We start from the raw sequence: 15,275 nt of genomic DNA, 5'->3' as shown, positions 1-15,275 counted from the left end.
TAGGATTGGTAAATTAGAGTGGGGTTTGAAGACTATGCTGAGGAAATTAGTAATTAATATTTATCGGTTAATGGCGCAGGTAATCTCGGAGTTTCTGCAAGATAAGATCATGAAACTAAGTGCCTCACTTGCCTACTACACCATTTTTTCATTGCCACCCATGTTGCTGGTAATAATATCGCTGTGTGATCTGTTTTACGGGAAGCAAGCCATGGAAGGGATTGTTTTTGAACAATTACAGGGTGTTATTGGAGATAAACCGGCAATGCTTATCGAGTCAACATTAAAAGGTGTAACCGTTACTCAAAGTGCTTCAATTGCAACTATGATAGGCTTGGTAACATTGTTTTTTGGGGCTACCGGTGTTTTTAATGAAATTCAAGATTCGATCAACCAGATATGGGGATTAAAATTAAAGCCCAATAAAGGTCAAAGAGGTTGGTTGAAAGTGGTTATAAACCGATTGCTGTCGTTTTCAATGGTGGTTAGCTTAGGTTTCATTCTGATGGTCTCGCTTGTGCTGAATGGAATTATTGAAACGTTTATTCATCGGTTAACCCAACTGCTTCCATTAGAAGAAGTGTACATGATCTATGGTACAAATCTCTTCATCACCTTTATAATTACCACCGGTTTATTTGCCATCATTTTTAAAGTATTACCTGATGCCCGTATACATTGGAAAGACATTTGGATCGGAGCTCTGGTCACTGCCTTTTTATTTATGGTTGGTAAGTTTTTAATAGGAGTTTATCTGGCTAATAATACAATTTCTAATGCTTACGGAGCTGCCGGCTCGCTAATTTTAACATTACTATGGGTTTATTATTCGGCTGTAATCCTGTATTTCGGCGCCGAATTTACCCAGGTTTATGCCCAAATGTTTGGTAAAAGCCTTGAGCCAAATGATTATGCAATGTGGATAGAACAGCAGGAAGTGGTTTTAACTACTGAACAGAAAGAAGCTAAAGTTGTTAAAGCTGAGTAAAGGGTACCCGTGAAGCGCTTGCAAAAACAAATAGGCGGCAAATGCGAAATATAGCATGGCAAATAGTATGATAAGTACAGTGCCGAATTTCTTGAGCATAGCAACATTCGACTCACTTATCAGCCAACCTGTGATGGGCACAATTTGCAAAGCATGCATCCCAATAAAATGAGCCACCCTTAAATCACCATATTGTTTACTCCAGTTGAGATATGCTACACCTTTGGTCCCATCAGATCCACCAACAGTATGCGACAGTTGTTGAGCCATTATAAAGCCTTCGAACGAAAACACAACAAAAAGAAGCATCCCTAGTCGTATTCCCCATAAATAGGGTTTCGGTAAATCGGTTTTCTTAATAAAGAATAAAAAGCAAATGATCAAAACAAACAAGGTGTTAATGGTTATCGCCAAACCCATTGTTTGAAAGATCATCGCATCAGTTGTGGTGCTAATGTTAAAATGCGATTTTACTCCTCGTGCCGCCTGTCCGAAAACGGCCAATATTTCAACAAGAAAAACAATTATAGCAACCTTGGTATAGAGGTTAAGCGTTTTGCCTGGTGGTAAATAATGGTTATACCAGGCCATTGTGAACAAGAAGATGGCAATAGACAAGGCAAATTTGCTGGGTTTGATCCAAATGTTAATGCCCATCAGTTGGCGATGGTCAAAAAAGGTAAGGCCCAGTGCTAATACAAAAAGCAGTAGGTACAATAAGCCCCATTTAAAAAAGGTTCTATTGCGATGCTGTATTTCACCAAAAAGTTTAACAATTATCATTCTTTAACCTCTATAATTTGTGGAGCAGCTGTTTTTTGTTTTATGATCGCAGAGATATAGTATAGTAAAAACCCAATTGGTCCTAGTAGAAAGGTAAGCAATTGGCAAAGAACTAAAAGCTGTGAGTTTCCATTGTTTTTTAACGAATGCTCGGTTATCAACAAACCGATGATCAAATCGAACGCTAAATAATGGATCCAGCCGGCTAACAGTAGACTCCTGTTTTCAAATAACGTTGAAATGCTGTCTAACGAGGAGAAATCAGTTAATGGGTTAAAATGCCCAAAGTTGGCCATAATCAAACCTAAATAGGCCATTGCAAACAATACTACAATAAAATTGAAAACCAAAATAGAGGTTTGTTTCCATCTTGGAACTGTAATAAGCATACACCAGCCAACTAATGCAAGCGGACCTGTTATTGAAAATATAGAAGTTAAACTCATTTGATGGATTATTATTTAGGTTGATGGGTTGATTTTTTTTCTAAAAAGAGGCTTATAGCCGCCACCGGATTGTGATGTTTCTGCAGGATTATTTTGTGTTTCAGTTGTTGGGTTGGATACAGCCGGAGCACTTTTAGGTTCTTCCTTTAGAGGGAAATCGAGACGTAATTTATTGAACCAAAACTTTTTAGAATGGTCAAAGCTTTTTTCGCTCATCTGTTCATAATGATTTTTGAATTCATCATAAAGCGAGGGCATGCCTGCTTTTAATGCTAGCAGATCTATTTTCTTTTTTGCAAAAAACTCTTCAAAAGTCATTATCGATGAAAGGATAAAATGTTAGTGCCAAAATAACAAAAACATATTCTAATACTAAATAAGGATTATTAGAGAAGGGAGACAAAAAGAAAGGCCGGTTTTCAGGAGAAAACCGGCCGGTTATAAAGGTTATTGATAAGCTAATGAATGTTGAAGAAGCTGCCGTTGCAATTATTTCACTAATTCGGAGTGATTCTTCAGGTTGGTGATCATATCGGTGGTCATAGCTGCCAGGTCGAACTGATGGCTCCAGCCCCAATCTTTACGTGCATATGAATCATCAATGCTTTTCGGCCATGAATCGGCGATTAATTGGCGCGGATCATTTTCGCTGTAGCTGATCTTAAAGTCAGGAATATGCTTTTTGATCTCTTCTGCCAATTGAGTAGGAGTAAAGCTGGTTGCTGCCACGTTATAGCTTGAGCGGATCGCAACTTTATCACTTTCAGCTTCCATTAATGAGATGGTGGCTCTAATTGCATCATCCATATACATCATTGGCAGCTCAGTGTTTTCAGAAAGGAAACACTCATATGAACCATTCTTTAACGCTTCGTGGAAAATATGTACTGCGTAATCAGTAGTTCCGCCACCTGGTTGAGATTTCCAGCTGATCAGACCCGGATAACGCAAACTGCGAACGTCCAAACCGAATTTCTGGTGATAGTATTCACACCAGCGCTCACCGGCTAATTTACTTATGCCATAAACCGTATTAGGGTCCATAGCGCAATATTGAGGGGTGTTTGTTTTTGGTGAATTAGGGCCAAATACAGCAATTGAGCTTGGCCAATAAACTTTAGAGATCTTATATTCTAATGCATAGTCGAGAATATTGATCAAACCATCCATGTTAAGCTCCCAAGCGCGTTTAGGGCGTTGTTCTCCCGTTGCCGAAAGCAAAGCTGCTAAAAGGTAAACCTGCGTAGGCTTATACTTAGTTAAAATGCTTTGAAGATTATCCTTATCAAGCACATTTGAGATCTCGAAAGGACCCGCATTTTTAAAATCGTAATCAGGTTCTTTGATGTCGGTAGCCACTACATTTGAAGCTCCGTGAATGCTGCGTAAATTGGTAACTAACTCCGTGCCTATCTGTCCGTTAGATCCTATAACTACAATTGTCTCTTTCTTCATAAATGGTTATTGGTAATTGCAAATGTAGCTTTTCAGTTTAAACGTGAGAAGTAAATGAAAATCATTTTGTAAAGTGGTGTTTTGGCAAAATATCCTAAGGCAATAGCGCTTGAAGGTGGTTTTTTTGTATTGAAAAAATAAGATTTTCGAACAGGGGTTGCCATGAATACTCGTTCATTTTGAATTTCAAAGGAGGGAAAAACCCGTCTTTTCTTCTTATTTTATTAAAGCCGTTGATTTTTTTATTAGCGTTCAGTTTTTTTGAGTTTAACTTCTTCTTTTAAAGGGTATTAAGGGTGTTTGGTGAATGAACAGCTTGCAGCTGCTGCCGACGCCCATGCTAAAGATATGTACAGTCGTAATTATTTCGATCATATTTCACCAGACCAAACTTCTCCTGTACAAAGAGCCCCAAAAGCCGGATTTACAGGCAAGTATGTAGGTGAAAATATTGCCAAAGGATACAATACCACATCCGCCGTAATGCTGCCCTGGAGGAAAAGTGAAAGCCATTGCAAATTACTGATGGGTACTTTATACGCAAATGGGCGCCTACTCTTACAATGGCTATTGGGTTCAGGAGTTTGGCCGATAACCAATAATCGTTTTAAAGGTTAATTAAACTTTTGGGCTACCACCACTGATTTTTTGTACACCTTCACCTTCCCTGATGTATTATAGGTTTCAATTATGATCATATACGGTCCGGTTATGACGGGTTGAAGGTGTTGGTCCAAACCATCCCAGGTAATTGAACCTTCTGTTCCTAAAAGTTCATTATTACTTAACTTTCTTACTAAATCACCATAGCGGTTAAATATTGAAATGTTTGCCATTAACCCACTTTCATTAAAACGGTAGCTGATGCTAAGCAAATCATCCATTCCGTCATTGTCTGGTGAGATAATGGTTGAAGAAAGATTTATCTCGTCATTATTTTCGGTTGACATAGAGCTTTGTGAATTTTCATATCCTGGAGTGGCAAAGCCTGACATTGAGGCCGCGGAATGAAAATTTCCGGGTTGATTAGTTGCTGAGTTAACGTCAATTCGCTCCAAAGAAACGCCCTCCGGATTATTGATCAGTGCAAAATGCATTTTCTCCGTATAATCAAATCTGTCGATAATAGTGTTTCCGCTTCGTAAAACTACCGATCCTTTGTCATTGTTATAGGCCGGCATCGACTTTAATTCAATCAATGCATCTTCGTTTTTGCAGAAATATTGCTGTTTTAGTGTTGAAGTGTTTACCGTAAACGCCTTGATTTCTCCTGGATGGATGAATAAAGTTGAATTGGAAACAGGACTAAAAATTAAAGTATCTTTTGAGTTGATGGTCCCAAGCTCAAGTTCCCTTAGGTCTAGTATCTTTTCAGACCTGTTAATGATTTCAACGAAGTCAACTCCATCAGGTTTGGGATTGAATAATACTTCATTGATTAAAATATCGCCCGGTAAAATGATATGTGGCCGCAACAATTGTTTTTTTGTGGGGTCGATCGAATTTCCAAAACAATCTTTAATGTCCTGGAGAAAAAGGGAATAGGTTAATCCTGAGATTAAAGCTTTGTTCAAACTAATATTGATCTGATCAAAATAAGGTGCAACTAGTTCAATATGTTTTATCGCAACTCCTGGTTCAATTGCAATATTCGTCAATGCAAAACTTGCGCTATCCGCAAAGTCAGACAAACGTATGGCGATGCTCACGCTATCAATTAATTCAGCTGTTAAAGCCTTAAGTTTAGCATTTTGATTGGCAACTGAAGTTGAATTCGCTTTTCCGGGCGTTCCTCCATCGGCGGCCACACTGGCTTTCCATTGTTGTGCCGCGGTACAAAATTGCATCAACTGATTTCTTTCGAGGGTAAAGCCTCCCCATTTTTTTTCCGCATCCCGATACCATTCGTCATTGTATTCCACTTGATCTATAACTGTTCCCTCTGCATTTTTTAAGGTTAAAAGGTCGCCGGAGTTATTGAGCGAAGGCCAGGGTGATAGGCCTAAGGATTTTCCCCATTGGTTATAGTTTGCTGTATCGGCAACGGGGCAAATAATTAAATAGGTTTTAGGTTGAATAATTCCTGACTTGAAAGTAAATGTGGTTGTAGCGTCACTATAAGTCCAATTTTTTAAGTTGATCAGGCTATCACTCATATTATAAATTTCCACGAATTCAGAAGTTGGCAAGTCAACTTGTGGAGATGGATCCGGAAAAAGTTCAGTAAACAGCATGTCGCCGGCCTTTCCCGCATAAACGGGTTTAGGTTTGATTAATTCACTGATTTCAACATTATCGAAATAAAACTGATCGCTGCGGGTTGAGGTGTATTTGGACACAAAGCCAAAATAAAGGCCTGTTTTATGAGTCAGATCGGTTGCTGAACCTTCTGTGGTAAATACGACGTCATCATCAATTTTGGTCTTCAATTCAAAAAATCCCGATTCATTTCTGCTTATTTCAATTTCAGCCTCTACCATATTGTCATCTTTACGAGGCCTTGTGGGGCCATCGATAATTTTAATCACAGTAGTGCCTGTTTGCCTGAACAGGTCGTAAGAATCTGTCGAGCCATTTTCTCCAATTTGAATAAAATAGCCATTGAGAGGTTTGGTTAGATCGGACTGATCAGAAATTATATAAACCCTGGCTTGATTAGACCCGGAAGGATTGAAGCTGAGCTTGACCGAAAATGTCCATTTACTGTTAAGGGCAAGATTGCTTTCTGAGCTGAGGTAAACTGTGGCGGATGCAGAATTTCTTTTTGTTTGAAGATTTTTATCAGAATTTATGAACCATGCATCAAGGTTGCCATTCCATTGCGGATTTGATGATAAATCGTTGTCAGAAAAAGAATCTTTTAATTGGGAATAGCCATTCATGTATAAAAATGACAATAAAATGCATAAAATGTTTTTCATAATTGGTAATATTGCGGGCGATGTTGTATTGAAAATATCGAATTAAAAAACTTTAAACAATAGTTAAATGAAAGTCGCAGTAGTAGGTGCCACCGGCTTGGTAGGTACAAAAATGTTACAAGTGTTAGCGGAAAGAAATTTTCCTGTTTCTGAATTGGTTCCGGTTGCTTCTGAAAAGAGTGTAGGTAAGGAAATTGAATTCAAGGGCAAGAAGTTCAAGGTTGTTTCAATGGAAACCGCTATTGCGATGAAGCCTGAGATTGCAATTTTCTCAGCAGGAGGAGGCACTTCAACGGAGTTTGCTCCTAAGTTTGCCGAAGCAGGAACTACAGTTATTGATAACTCATCAGCTTGGCGTATGGATCCAACTAAAAAATTGGTGGTTCCTGAAGTTAATGCCAATGTGTTAACCCAAGAAGATAAAATTATTGCCAACCCTAACTGTTCAACCATTCAAATGGTGGTGGCGTTGAAACCTTTACACGATAAATATCAGATCAAACGTGTGGTGGTTTCTACTTATCAGTCAGTTACAGGTACCGGTGTTAAAGCCGTTACCCAGTTAATGGAAGAGCGCCAGGGTATTAAAGATGGGGTAAAAGCATATCCATACGAAATTGATTTGAACGTTATTCCTCAAATTGATGTGTTCCTTGAAAATGGTTATACTAAAGAGGAAATGAAAATGATCTTGGAAACGAACAAAATTATGGGTGATGACAGTATTAAAGTTACTGCCACTACTGTTCGTATTCCGGTAATGGGCGGCCACTCTGAGTCGGTGAACATTGAGTTCGCTAATGACTTTGATTTAGATGAAGTGAAGGACTTGTTAGCTTCAGCTCCTGGAATTATTTTGGTTGATGACATTGCTAACCTTCAGTATCCAATGCCTAAAGATGCTCATGATAAAGATGAAGTGTTTGTAGGCCGTTTACGCAGAGATGAGTCTCAGCCAAAAACCTTAAATATGTGGATCGTTTCTGATAACCTGCGTAAAGGTGCTGCGACAAATGCAGTTCAAATTGCGGAGTACTTATTAAAAAGTGAATTAGTGAAATCAGCTGCTGTTGTAGCTTAAGTTTCAAACTAAATACTAAAGGCGTTACGGCAAAAGCTGTAGCGCCTTTTTTTGTTAGCTAAGTTTACTATCTACTTGTATCCATAATAAAGGATAAATTTGCACCATCACCTTTGCCATCTAACTTTGTTAAAAATAACATGATCGACTTCTTTAGCATCAATCATACATGGTTTACCGTAATGGATTATCCCATGAGCCATATCGAATTTTGGGGAACTATTGCAGGAGCCATTGCCGTATGGCTTTCATCGCGAGCCCATGTATGGAGTTGGCCTTTGGGTTTAATTAATGTGATCCTGTTCTTTTTCATTTTCTTTCAGGTACAATTATATCCCGATATGTTTTTGCAGATCTTTTTTCTGGTAACTAACATCCTTGGCTGGTGGCATTGGACGCACCCAAAACCTGAGCAGGCAGATAAAAAGCATGAATTAAAGGTGAGTTTTACATCAACAAAATGGCTGTTGATCTTAACAGCTGTTGGTCTGGCTGGAACATTTGTGATAGGTCAGTTGGCTCAAAACCTGCATTATTGGTTGCCAACCATCTTTAGTAAGCCGAGCGCCTTCCCTTATCTTGATTCTTTTGTATTGTCGTTTAGTGTAATTGGAACATTTATGATGATTGAAAAGAAAATTGAAAGTTGGTTGCTTTGGATAGCTGTTGATATGCTGTGCACTTACATATACTTTATAAAAGGTGTGAAGTTTATCGCGGTTGAATACTTCGTGTTCTGCATTATTGCTGCTTATGGTTATTGGTACTGGGTTAAAGAATACAGGTCATATAACAACCGGCCCGAAGTAATTACTAATTAATTACATATGGAGCCAAGGCAAACTGACAGTGTAAAAAAGATCTGTATTTACGGTCCCGAAAGCACCGGCAAAACTACATTAGCAGCCCGACTGGCCGAAAAATTTCAAACGGTTTATGTTCATGAAGTGGCGCGGGATCTAATAAGCTCGAATGATTTTTCAGTGGATGATATTCTGAAGATCGGCTATGCACAAACAGCTGCGGTGCTCGAAAATGCTCAGTTGGCAAATCGCTTTTTGTTTTGTGATACCGATTTGATCACTACACAGATTTATTCAGATTATTACCTCGGGTTTATTCCGGAAGAACTTTATGAATTGGAAAAACTGGTGCATTACGAAGCCTATTTTCTAACCTCTGTTGAAGTGCCTTGGGTTGCAGACGGCTTGAGAGATTTAGGAAACAGCCGACAGGAAATGTTTGAACGGTTTAAGGCTGAACTGGTAAAAAGAAATATTCCCTATTTCCTGATTAGCGGAAGCGATTTTAATGCCCGCCAGCAACTAGTGATCGATAAGCTGAACGAACTTTTTGGAACTACTAAATAGTTGTTAGGTTTAAGTGGATCGCCTAAACCTAACAGCTAATTCTTATAAATAGTTCTCTTTAATAACTTTAATGTGGTGCTTGGTATGGCCTGCGATAATAAAACCCATAGCTAAGGCCGTGCAAGTTTGGCTACTGCCAATTCCTTTGCGCGTCAACTCATCATTATCCAACGAATTAAATAAACTTAAAGTAGCGCTTCTTACGGTTTTAAATTCATCAATTACACTTTGTAAGCTTCTCTTGCCTGAATTGGCAAATTCAATAAACTCATTTTCATCAAAGCTTGGTAAAGGAGTGGTGTCGTTTCTCGAAAAACGTAAAGCCCTGTAAGCAAAAATGCGCTCAGCGTCAGTAATGTGTAATAGCACCTCTTTCAGTGTCCATTTATCTTTGGCATAGGCAAATTCAGCCTTTTCTGCTGGCAACGAATCGAGGAATTTCAGAAACTCGTCTGTGTTATTCTTTAATGCCGATTGTACTTCGTTTTCTTCAACCAATGCAATATAATGGTCGAAATACTGGGGGTATGTTCCTGTTTCTGGTCTCATAACGGTTCATTGTTCAAGTTTCAAATATAGAACTTGATAAATGGATAACAATTAATTAGAATAGATTTTGATGAGATTTCAATGGATATTATTAGCTATTTTGCAGTTTGATGCATTAAAAAGGTTTTAAGTTGATTTCGCATGGTCTCAATCATTACAGCGGTTACCGTTTTCCTGGTACTTCGTTTTTGTGTTACGCTTTTTAATTTTATATCGAAGCCGGTTTTGTCAAAGAATGCGCGTAATTACACTGATTTTGTCTCTATTTTAATTCCAGCCCGTAATGAAGGCGACAATATTCTAAATGTACTTTCTTCAATAAAGGATCAGGATTATCAACATTATGAAGTGTTGATTTACGATGATAATTCTACTGATAATACAGCTGCGCTGGCTGAAACTTTTGCCCAAACTGATCCTCGTTTCAAGGTTTTATACGGCGACACATTGCCCAATAATTGGTTGGGTAAAAACTATGCCTGCCACCAATTGGCCACACAAGCCAAAGGCGATTTTTTTTTATTTATTGATGCCGATGTGGTATTGCATAATCGCTTAATTGATAATGCTATTCATCGTATTAAGGTCTTTAAACTCTCACTTATATCACTGTTCGTAAACCAAAAAATGTACACCTTGGGAGAGCGCCTTGTGGTACCGTTGGTTAATTATGTTTTGCTCACTTTATTGCCGCTAAGGCTAATTTCGTTAAGCAAATGGGTGGTTTTTTCAGCAGCCAGCGGACAGTTTATGCTTTTTGATGCAAAAAATTACAGACGAAACTGGTGGCATGAGCAGGTTCAACGTGTGCCGGTAGGCGAAGTGGAAATCATGAAACTGATGAAGACTTCCAGTTACAAAGCCGAAGCATTACTGGCCAACGGCTTTGCTGATAGTCGCGCATACGCCTCTTATTCACAGGGCGTTTTAGGCTTCAGCAATAAGTTGTTAGCCGGATTTAATTACAGCGTAATTGGCTTGTTGATCTTTCTTTTTTTGGCATTTTTCGGCTACAGTATTTTACTGTTGATGCCAAGGTACGAACTATTAGGGGTCATTATATTCATGATCATCGGTATGCGCTACATGGTATCGCTGCTTAGCCGTCAAAATGTGATGCTCAATTTCATATTACATCCATTACAAATTATTACCTTGGTTATTGTAAGTATTTTATCGATCCATCGATACCTCACAAAAACCGTGATCTGGAAGGGACGTAATATTTTACGTTAAGGGTTTGTGAATAGTTTATAACTTTGCAGCATTAGACAAGTAGTATGCTCAATTTAAAGGTTGATATAGATAAAGAATCGGGTTTTTGCTTTGGAGTGGTTTATGCCATTGATATGGCTGAAGAAATACTGGATGAGCAAGGGTATTTGTACTGCCTGGGTGATATTGTGCATAATGATGAAGAGGTTGCCAGGTTAAAGGCCAAAGGTTTGCGAATCATTAATCATGAAGCATTAGAAGATCTGCATGACGAAAAGGTGTTAATTCGTGCCCACGGTGAAGCTCCTGAGACCTATCGCTTAGCTGTTGAGAATAATATTCAACTCATAGATGCTTCTTGTCCGGTGGTGTTAAAGCTTCAAAACCGAATTAAAAACACCCACGATGCCAATGAGCCTATTTTGATTTATGGTAAGCACGGCCATGCTGAGGTAATTGGTTTACACGGCCAAACCGAAAATAAAGCCTTAGTATTTCAGGATATTGCCGAATTGGACGGTGTTGAGCTTCCAAAGAAATTTTCGCTTTACAGTCAAACCACCAAAAGCACCGCAAACTTCTACAAAATTAAAGAAGAGCTATTGTCAAGAGGTTATGAGGTGAAAGCCAATGATACAATTTGCCGCCAGGTTTCAAACCGGGATAAGGATTTGCCTGCTTTTGCTTCTAACTACGACAAAATAATATTTGTTTCTGGTAAAAAATCATCAAACGGCAAAGTTTTGTTTGAAGTTTGCAGAAAAACTAATGCAAATACCTATTTTATTTCGTCGGTTGAAGAGATTGATCCTGAAATATTTAAGGAAAACGATACCGTTGGAATCGCCGGAGCTACTTCAACGCCAATGTGGCTGATGGAGGATGTTAAAAAAGCATTGGAAATTTTGTAAAAATGAATGTAAGCTTAATTTTACCTCAGTAGCTGAATATTAGCCGGATACAATTTTGCTTTAGTATACAATAGTTCGCACTTTTGCGTGAACTATGAACTATTTTAAACATTTCTATTTTTTGCTCCTGTTTCTGATACTATCTTCAGGAGTTTTTGCCCAAAATGGGACCATTAAAGGAACCGTAAATGATGAATACACCAATGAGCCGCTAGCTGGTGTTACGGTTAGTATTCAAAAATTAAATAAAGCTGCAGTTACCGACAGCTTAGGTCGCTTTTCAATCTCAAATTTAGCTCCGGGGCTTTACAATCTTTCTTTTTCTTTCTTAGGATATAAACCTAAAACCGAGATGGAAGTGCAGGTTACAAATGCACGCGTTGCCTTGGTAAACATTGTACTCGAATCTGACGCCAAAAATTTAGTAGAAGTTGAAGTGCGATCTAACTCTTATAAACCCGAGGAAACACCACTTTCATTGCGTGCTATCGGTGTTGCCGAAATTAAACGAAATCCGGGAGGAAACCGTGATATTTCAAAAGTGTTGCAATCGTTGCCAGGAGTAGGTCAGCCGGTAAGCTTTAGAAATGATATTATTATAAGAGGTGGAGCACCTAATGAAAACCGATATTATTTAGATGATATTGAGATCCCTAACCTCAACCATTTTACCACCCAGGGCTCATCCGGTGGTCCGGTGGGGTTGATCAATGTTGATTTTATCAATCAGGTAGATTTCTATTCAGGAGCCTTTCCGGCAAGCAGAGGCAATGCCTTAAGTTCTGTATTTCAGTTTAAACAAAAAGACGGACGTTCTGACCGAAATGCTGGTTCATTTACTGTTGGAGCCACCGATTTAGCAATTTCTGCCGAAGGCCCAATTTCTAAGAACACAACTTATCTGGCCTCCATTCGTCGTTCTTATTTGCAGCTTTTATTTAAAGCGCTCGATCTTCCTTTTCTGCCTACCTATAACGATATGCAGTTTAAGATTAAAACGAAGATTGATGCAAAAAATGAGATTTCATTTATTGGTCTTGGGGCAATTGATCGCCTTAACCTAAATGAGAAAGCGAATAATTCTGAAAGCAAGCAATATCTATTGCAAAACATGGCCACCAATCATCAGGATAATTACACAATTGGAACGGCTTATAAGCACTTTAGAGCAAAAGGCTTTACAACCATAGCTTTAAGCAGAAACTATCTGAAAAATGTGGCTATTAAACATTTTGATAATAACGAGGATCTGCCCAAGAAAATCGATTATACATCAAAAGAAATGGAGAATAAGTTAAGGGTTGAAAACTCTGATAAATATGGGCTGTGGAAAGTTTCGTACGGAGCCAATGTTGAAACTGGCGGTTATTCAACTGATACTTATTACCTGACTCCTTATAGCGAAACGGTAAACTATACTTCTGAACTAAATATTCTAAAATATGGCTTTTATGGACAACTTAGTAAAGGGTTTTTTGATGAAAACCTGATGCTTTCAGTAGGCGTAAGGTCTGATGGAAGCGATTATTCCTCATTAATGAGTAATCCCCTTAAACAGCTTTCTCCACGCTTTTCAGCTTCTTATAATTTAACTTCGGGCTTGAGTATCAACTTTAACACCGGTTTGTATTACCAATTGCCCACCTATACCATGATGGGTTATCGTAATGCAGAAGGGGAGTTTTCGAATAAAAAAGAGATTAAATATATTTCCAATTTCCACACTGTTTTAGGGCTTGATTATAATACCAGTTCCAATCTTAAATTCTCTCTCGAAGGATTTTATAAGAAGTATTATGACTATCCTACAATTGAATATCAGGGCGATACACTTAATATTGCTAACCAAGGTGGAGATTTTGGTGTAGTTGGAAATGAGCAGGTGGTTAGGCTAAAAGGCGGCCGCTCATATGGTTTGGAGTTTATGGCTCAACAGCGCTTAAATAAAGGATTTTACGGAATTGTAGCCCTGACCTTAGTGCGAAGTGAGTTTAAAGATAAACATGATAACTATGTGCCATCGGCTTGGGACAGCCGTTATATTCTTTCATTAACCGCTGGAAAAATGTTTAAGCGTAATTGGGAACTGGGTGCGAAATTCAGATTTTCCGGAGGAGCGCCATACACACCTTTTGATGTGGCCTTTTCAGCAGAAAAATCAAACTGGTTTATTCACCCTTCCGGAACCTATGATTATGATCAGTTGAATACACTTCGCTTAGGTAATTTCTATCAACTAGACCTGAGGCTTGATAAGAAGTATCCGTTTAAAAAATGGAACCTCAATTTTTACATGGATATTCAGAATATTACCAACTTCGTGTACAATGGAGCTCCTTACCTTGATGTTGCTAAAGATGCTAACGGTTTGCCAATTACCGATCCAAATGATCCTACTCGCTGGCAAATGAAAACGATGAACAGTGAATCGGGAAGCATCGTTCCAACTTTCGGTGTGATTATTGAACTTTAAAAAGCTGAAATATTAATTACTTTTGGCCCTTGTAAAAGCAAGGGCCATTTTTTTTAGAGCTGATGAAAAGTAAAAAAGGGATACTGTTAATAAACCTGGGAACACCTGATAGTCCATCAACGGCTGACGTACGAAAATATTTAGATGAATTTTTATCTGATCCCAGAGTGATCGATTTAAATCCGCTAGGCCGGTTCTTTCTTGTTAAAGGAATTATTTTACCTACGCGTTCACCTAAATCGGCGGCAACTTATCAGAAAATATGGACCGAAAACGGTTCTCCTTTGATGCATTATACAGTAAGACAGAAAGAGCTGTTGGCAGAACGTTTGGGCGATGACTATATGGTGGAATACGCAATGCGTTATCAAAACCCCAATATTGAAAAGGTGCTTGAACGATTCAGAAAAGCAAAGATCTTTGACATTAAAGTGATCCCCTTGTTTCCTCAGTATGCTTCAGCTACCACAGGTTCAGTTCATGACATGGTAATGGCATTGGTTAAAAACTGGCAAATTATACCCAACATTCAATTTGTGAACAGTTTTCCTGATCATCCAATCATGATCGACGCCTTTGCTCAGTTAGGCAACAAATATGACCTTGCTGCTTATGATCATGTGTTGTTTAGTTTCCATGGCCTGCCAAAGCGCCAATTAATGAAAGCCGATCCGAGTGGCTGTCATTGCCAGCAGGTCGAAAACTGTTGTGCTAAAATTAATATCAATAATCAATATTGTTATAGTGCCCAATCGCATTTAACGGCACGTTCCATCGCTCAAAAATTAAATATCCCTCAAGAAAAATATTCAATCTGCTTTCAATCCCGACTTGGAAAAGATCCTTGGGTTGAGCCTTATACGAGTGAAGTAATTGCCCGGTTAGCCAAAGAAGGTAAAAAGAAATTGCTGGTATTTTGTCCGGCATTTGTGGCCGACTGTTTAGAAACCACCTTTGAAATAGGTGTAGAGTATGATGAAGAATTCAAACATTTAGGAGGCGAGAAAGTTCAACTGGTTGAAGGGTTGAATGAGCATCCAAGGTGGATTGATGCATTGGAAGATATTGCCCGAAATTAGCCGG

General features: G+C 38.6%; 15 protein-coding genes. 9 read left to right on the top strand and 6 right to left on the bottom strand.

The genetic code is table 11. The annotated features are described in order from the left end of the window. Positions 1–34: 34 nt before the first annotated feature. Positions 35–988, top strand: coding sequence for a YihY/virulence factor BrkB family protein (locus C3K47_RS18420; protein WP_103790636.1), 954 nt, complete (start codon positions 35–37; stop codon positions 986–988). On the opposite strand, the gene C3K47_RS18415 is transcribed toward C3K47_RS18420, so the two are convergent. The 4 genes from C3K47_RS18415 to C3K47_RS18400 form a co-directional block, all read right to left on the bottom strand. Further along, positions 944–1,771: a hypothetical protein gene (locus tag C3K47_RS18415; protein ID WP_103790635.1), complete on the bottom strand. Its 828-nt coding sequence runs from the start codon at positions 1,769–1,771 to the stop codon at positions 944–946. The two genes, C3K47_RS18420 and C3K47_RS18415, sit on opposite strands and share 45 nt — an antisense overlap. Then, positions 1,768–2,217 (bottom strand): ABA4-like family protein, encoded by a 450-nt coding sequence (locus C3K47_RS18410; protein WP_103790634.1) that lies wholly within the window; start codon positions 2,215–2,217, stop codon positions 1,768–1,770. Before C3K47_RS18410 ends, C3K47_RS18415 begins: the two co-directional genes overlap by 4 nt. A 15-nt stretch (positions 2,218–2,232) precedes the next feature. Further along, positions 2,233–2,535: a hypothetical protein gene (locus tag C3K47_RS18405; RefSeq protein WP_103790633.1), complete on the bottom strand. Its 303-nt coding sequence runs from the start codon at positions 2,533–2,535 to the stop codon at positions 2,233–2,235. Positions 2,536–2,706: 171 nt separating this feature from the next. Further along, the gene (locus C3K47_RS18400) at positions 2,707–3,672 is read right to left on the bottom strand and encodes an NAD-dependent epimerase/dehydratase family protein (protein WP_103790632.1); all 966 of its coding nucleotides are present in this window, start codon (positions 3,670–3,672) and stop codon (positions 2,707–2,709) included. A gap of 303 nt (positions 3,673–3,975) precedes the next feature. Between C3K47_RS18400 and C3K47_RS18395 the strand changes: the two genes are divergently transcribed. Continuing rightward, positions 3,976–4,290 (top strand): CAP domain-containing protein, encoded by a 315-nt coding sequence (locus C3K47_RS18395; RefSeq protein WP_103790631.1) that lies wholly within the window; start codon positions 3,976–3,978, stop codon positions 4,288–4,290. Here C3K47_RS18395 and C3K47_RS18390 read toward each other — a convergent pair. Next, positions 4,287–6,593 carry a lamin tail domain-containing protein gene (locus C3K47_RS18390; RefSeq protein ID WP_103790630.1) on the bottom strand — a complete coding sequence of 769 codons (2,307 nt, stop codon included), beginning with the start codon at positions 6,591–6,593 and terminating at the stop codon, positions 4,287–4,289. The two genes, C3K47_RS18395 and C3K47_RS18390, sit on opposite strands and share 4 nt — an antisense overlap. A gap of 67 nt (positions 6,594–6,660) precedes the next feature. Between C3K47_RS18390 and C3K47_RS18385 the strand changes: the two genes are divergently transcribed. From C3K47_RS18385 to C3K47_RS18375, 3 genes are all read left to right on the top strand, one after another. Next, on the top strand, positions 6,661–7,674 hold the full coding sequence (locus C3K47_RS18385) for an aspartate-semialdehyde dehydrogenase (protein ID WP_103790629.1): 1,014 nt from the start codon (positions 6,661–6,663) through the stop codon (positions 7,672–7,674). Positions 7,675–7,814: 140 nt separating this feature from the next. Continuing rightward, complete coding sequence (gene pnuC, locus C3K47_RS18380) at positions 7,815–8,495, top strand: nicotinamide riboside transporter PnuC (RefSeq protein WP_103790628.1); 681 nt, start codon at positions 7,815–7,817, stop codon at positions 8,493–8,495. A 6-nt stretch (positions 8,496–8,501) separates the two neighbouring features. Next, a complete protein-coding gene (locus C3K47_RS18375) occupies positions 8,502–9,044 on the top strand; it encodes an AAA family ATPase (protein ID WP_103790627.1) in 543 nt (180 codons plus the stop codon). Positions 9,045–9,086: 42 nt separating this feature from the next. Here the strand turns inward: C3K47_RS18375 and C3K47_RS18370 are convergent, their stop codons facing one another. After that, positions 9,087–9,593 carry a DinB family protein gene (locus C3K47_RS18370; protein ID WP_103790626.1) on the bottom strand — a complete coding sequence of 169 codons (507 nt, stop codon included), beginning with the start codon at positions 9,591–9,593 and terminating at the stop codon, positions 9,087–9,089. Positions 9,594–9,734: 141 nt separating this feature from the next. Here C3K47_RS18370 and C3K47_RS18365 point away from each other — a divergent pair, with 141 nt between their 5' ends. From C3K47_RS18365 to hemH, 4 genes are all read left to right on the top strand, one after another. Further along, positions 9,735–10,829, top strand: a complete 1,095-nt coding sequence (locus tag C3K47_RS18365) for a glycosyltransferase family 2 protein (RefSeq protein WP_103790625.1) — start codon at positions 9,735–9,737, stop codon at positions 10,827–10,829. 44 nt (positions 10,830–10,873) lie between these two features. Next, on the top strand, positions 10,874–11,719 hold the full coding sequence (locus C3K47_RS18360; RefSeq protein WP_103790624.1) for a 4-hydroxy-3-methylbut-2-enyl diphosphate reductase: 846 nt from the start codon (positions 10,874–10,876) through the stop codon (positions 11,717–11,719). A 94-nt stretch (positions 11,720–11,813) separates the two neighbouring features. Beyond that, positions 11,814–14,192, top strand: a complete 2,379-nt coding sequence (locus tag C3K47_RS18355) for a TonB-dependent receptor (RefSeq protein ID WP_103790623.1) — start codon at positions 11,814–11,816, stop codon at positions 14,190–14,192. Positions 14,193–14,254: 62 nt separating this feature from the next. Next, positions 14,255–15,271 carry a ferrochelatase gene (gene hemH, locus C3K47_RS18350; protein ID WP_165784737.1) on the top strand — a complete coding sequence of 339 codons (1,017 nt, stop codon included), beginning with the start codon at positions 14,255–14,257 and terminating at the stop codon, positions 15,269–15,271. The last annotated feature ends 4 nt before the right edge of the window (positions 15,272–15,275 follow it).

Source organism: Solitalea longa (assembly GCF_002920915.1).
GTDB classification, from domain to species: Bacteria; Bacteroidota; Bacteroidia; order Sphingobacteriales; family Sphingobacteriaceae; genus Solitalea; species Solitalea longa.
The sequence above is the reverse complement of the archived record's forward strand: the minus strand, read 5'-3'. Positions and strand labels throughout refer to the sequence as shown.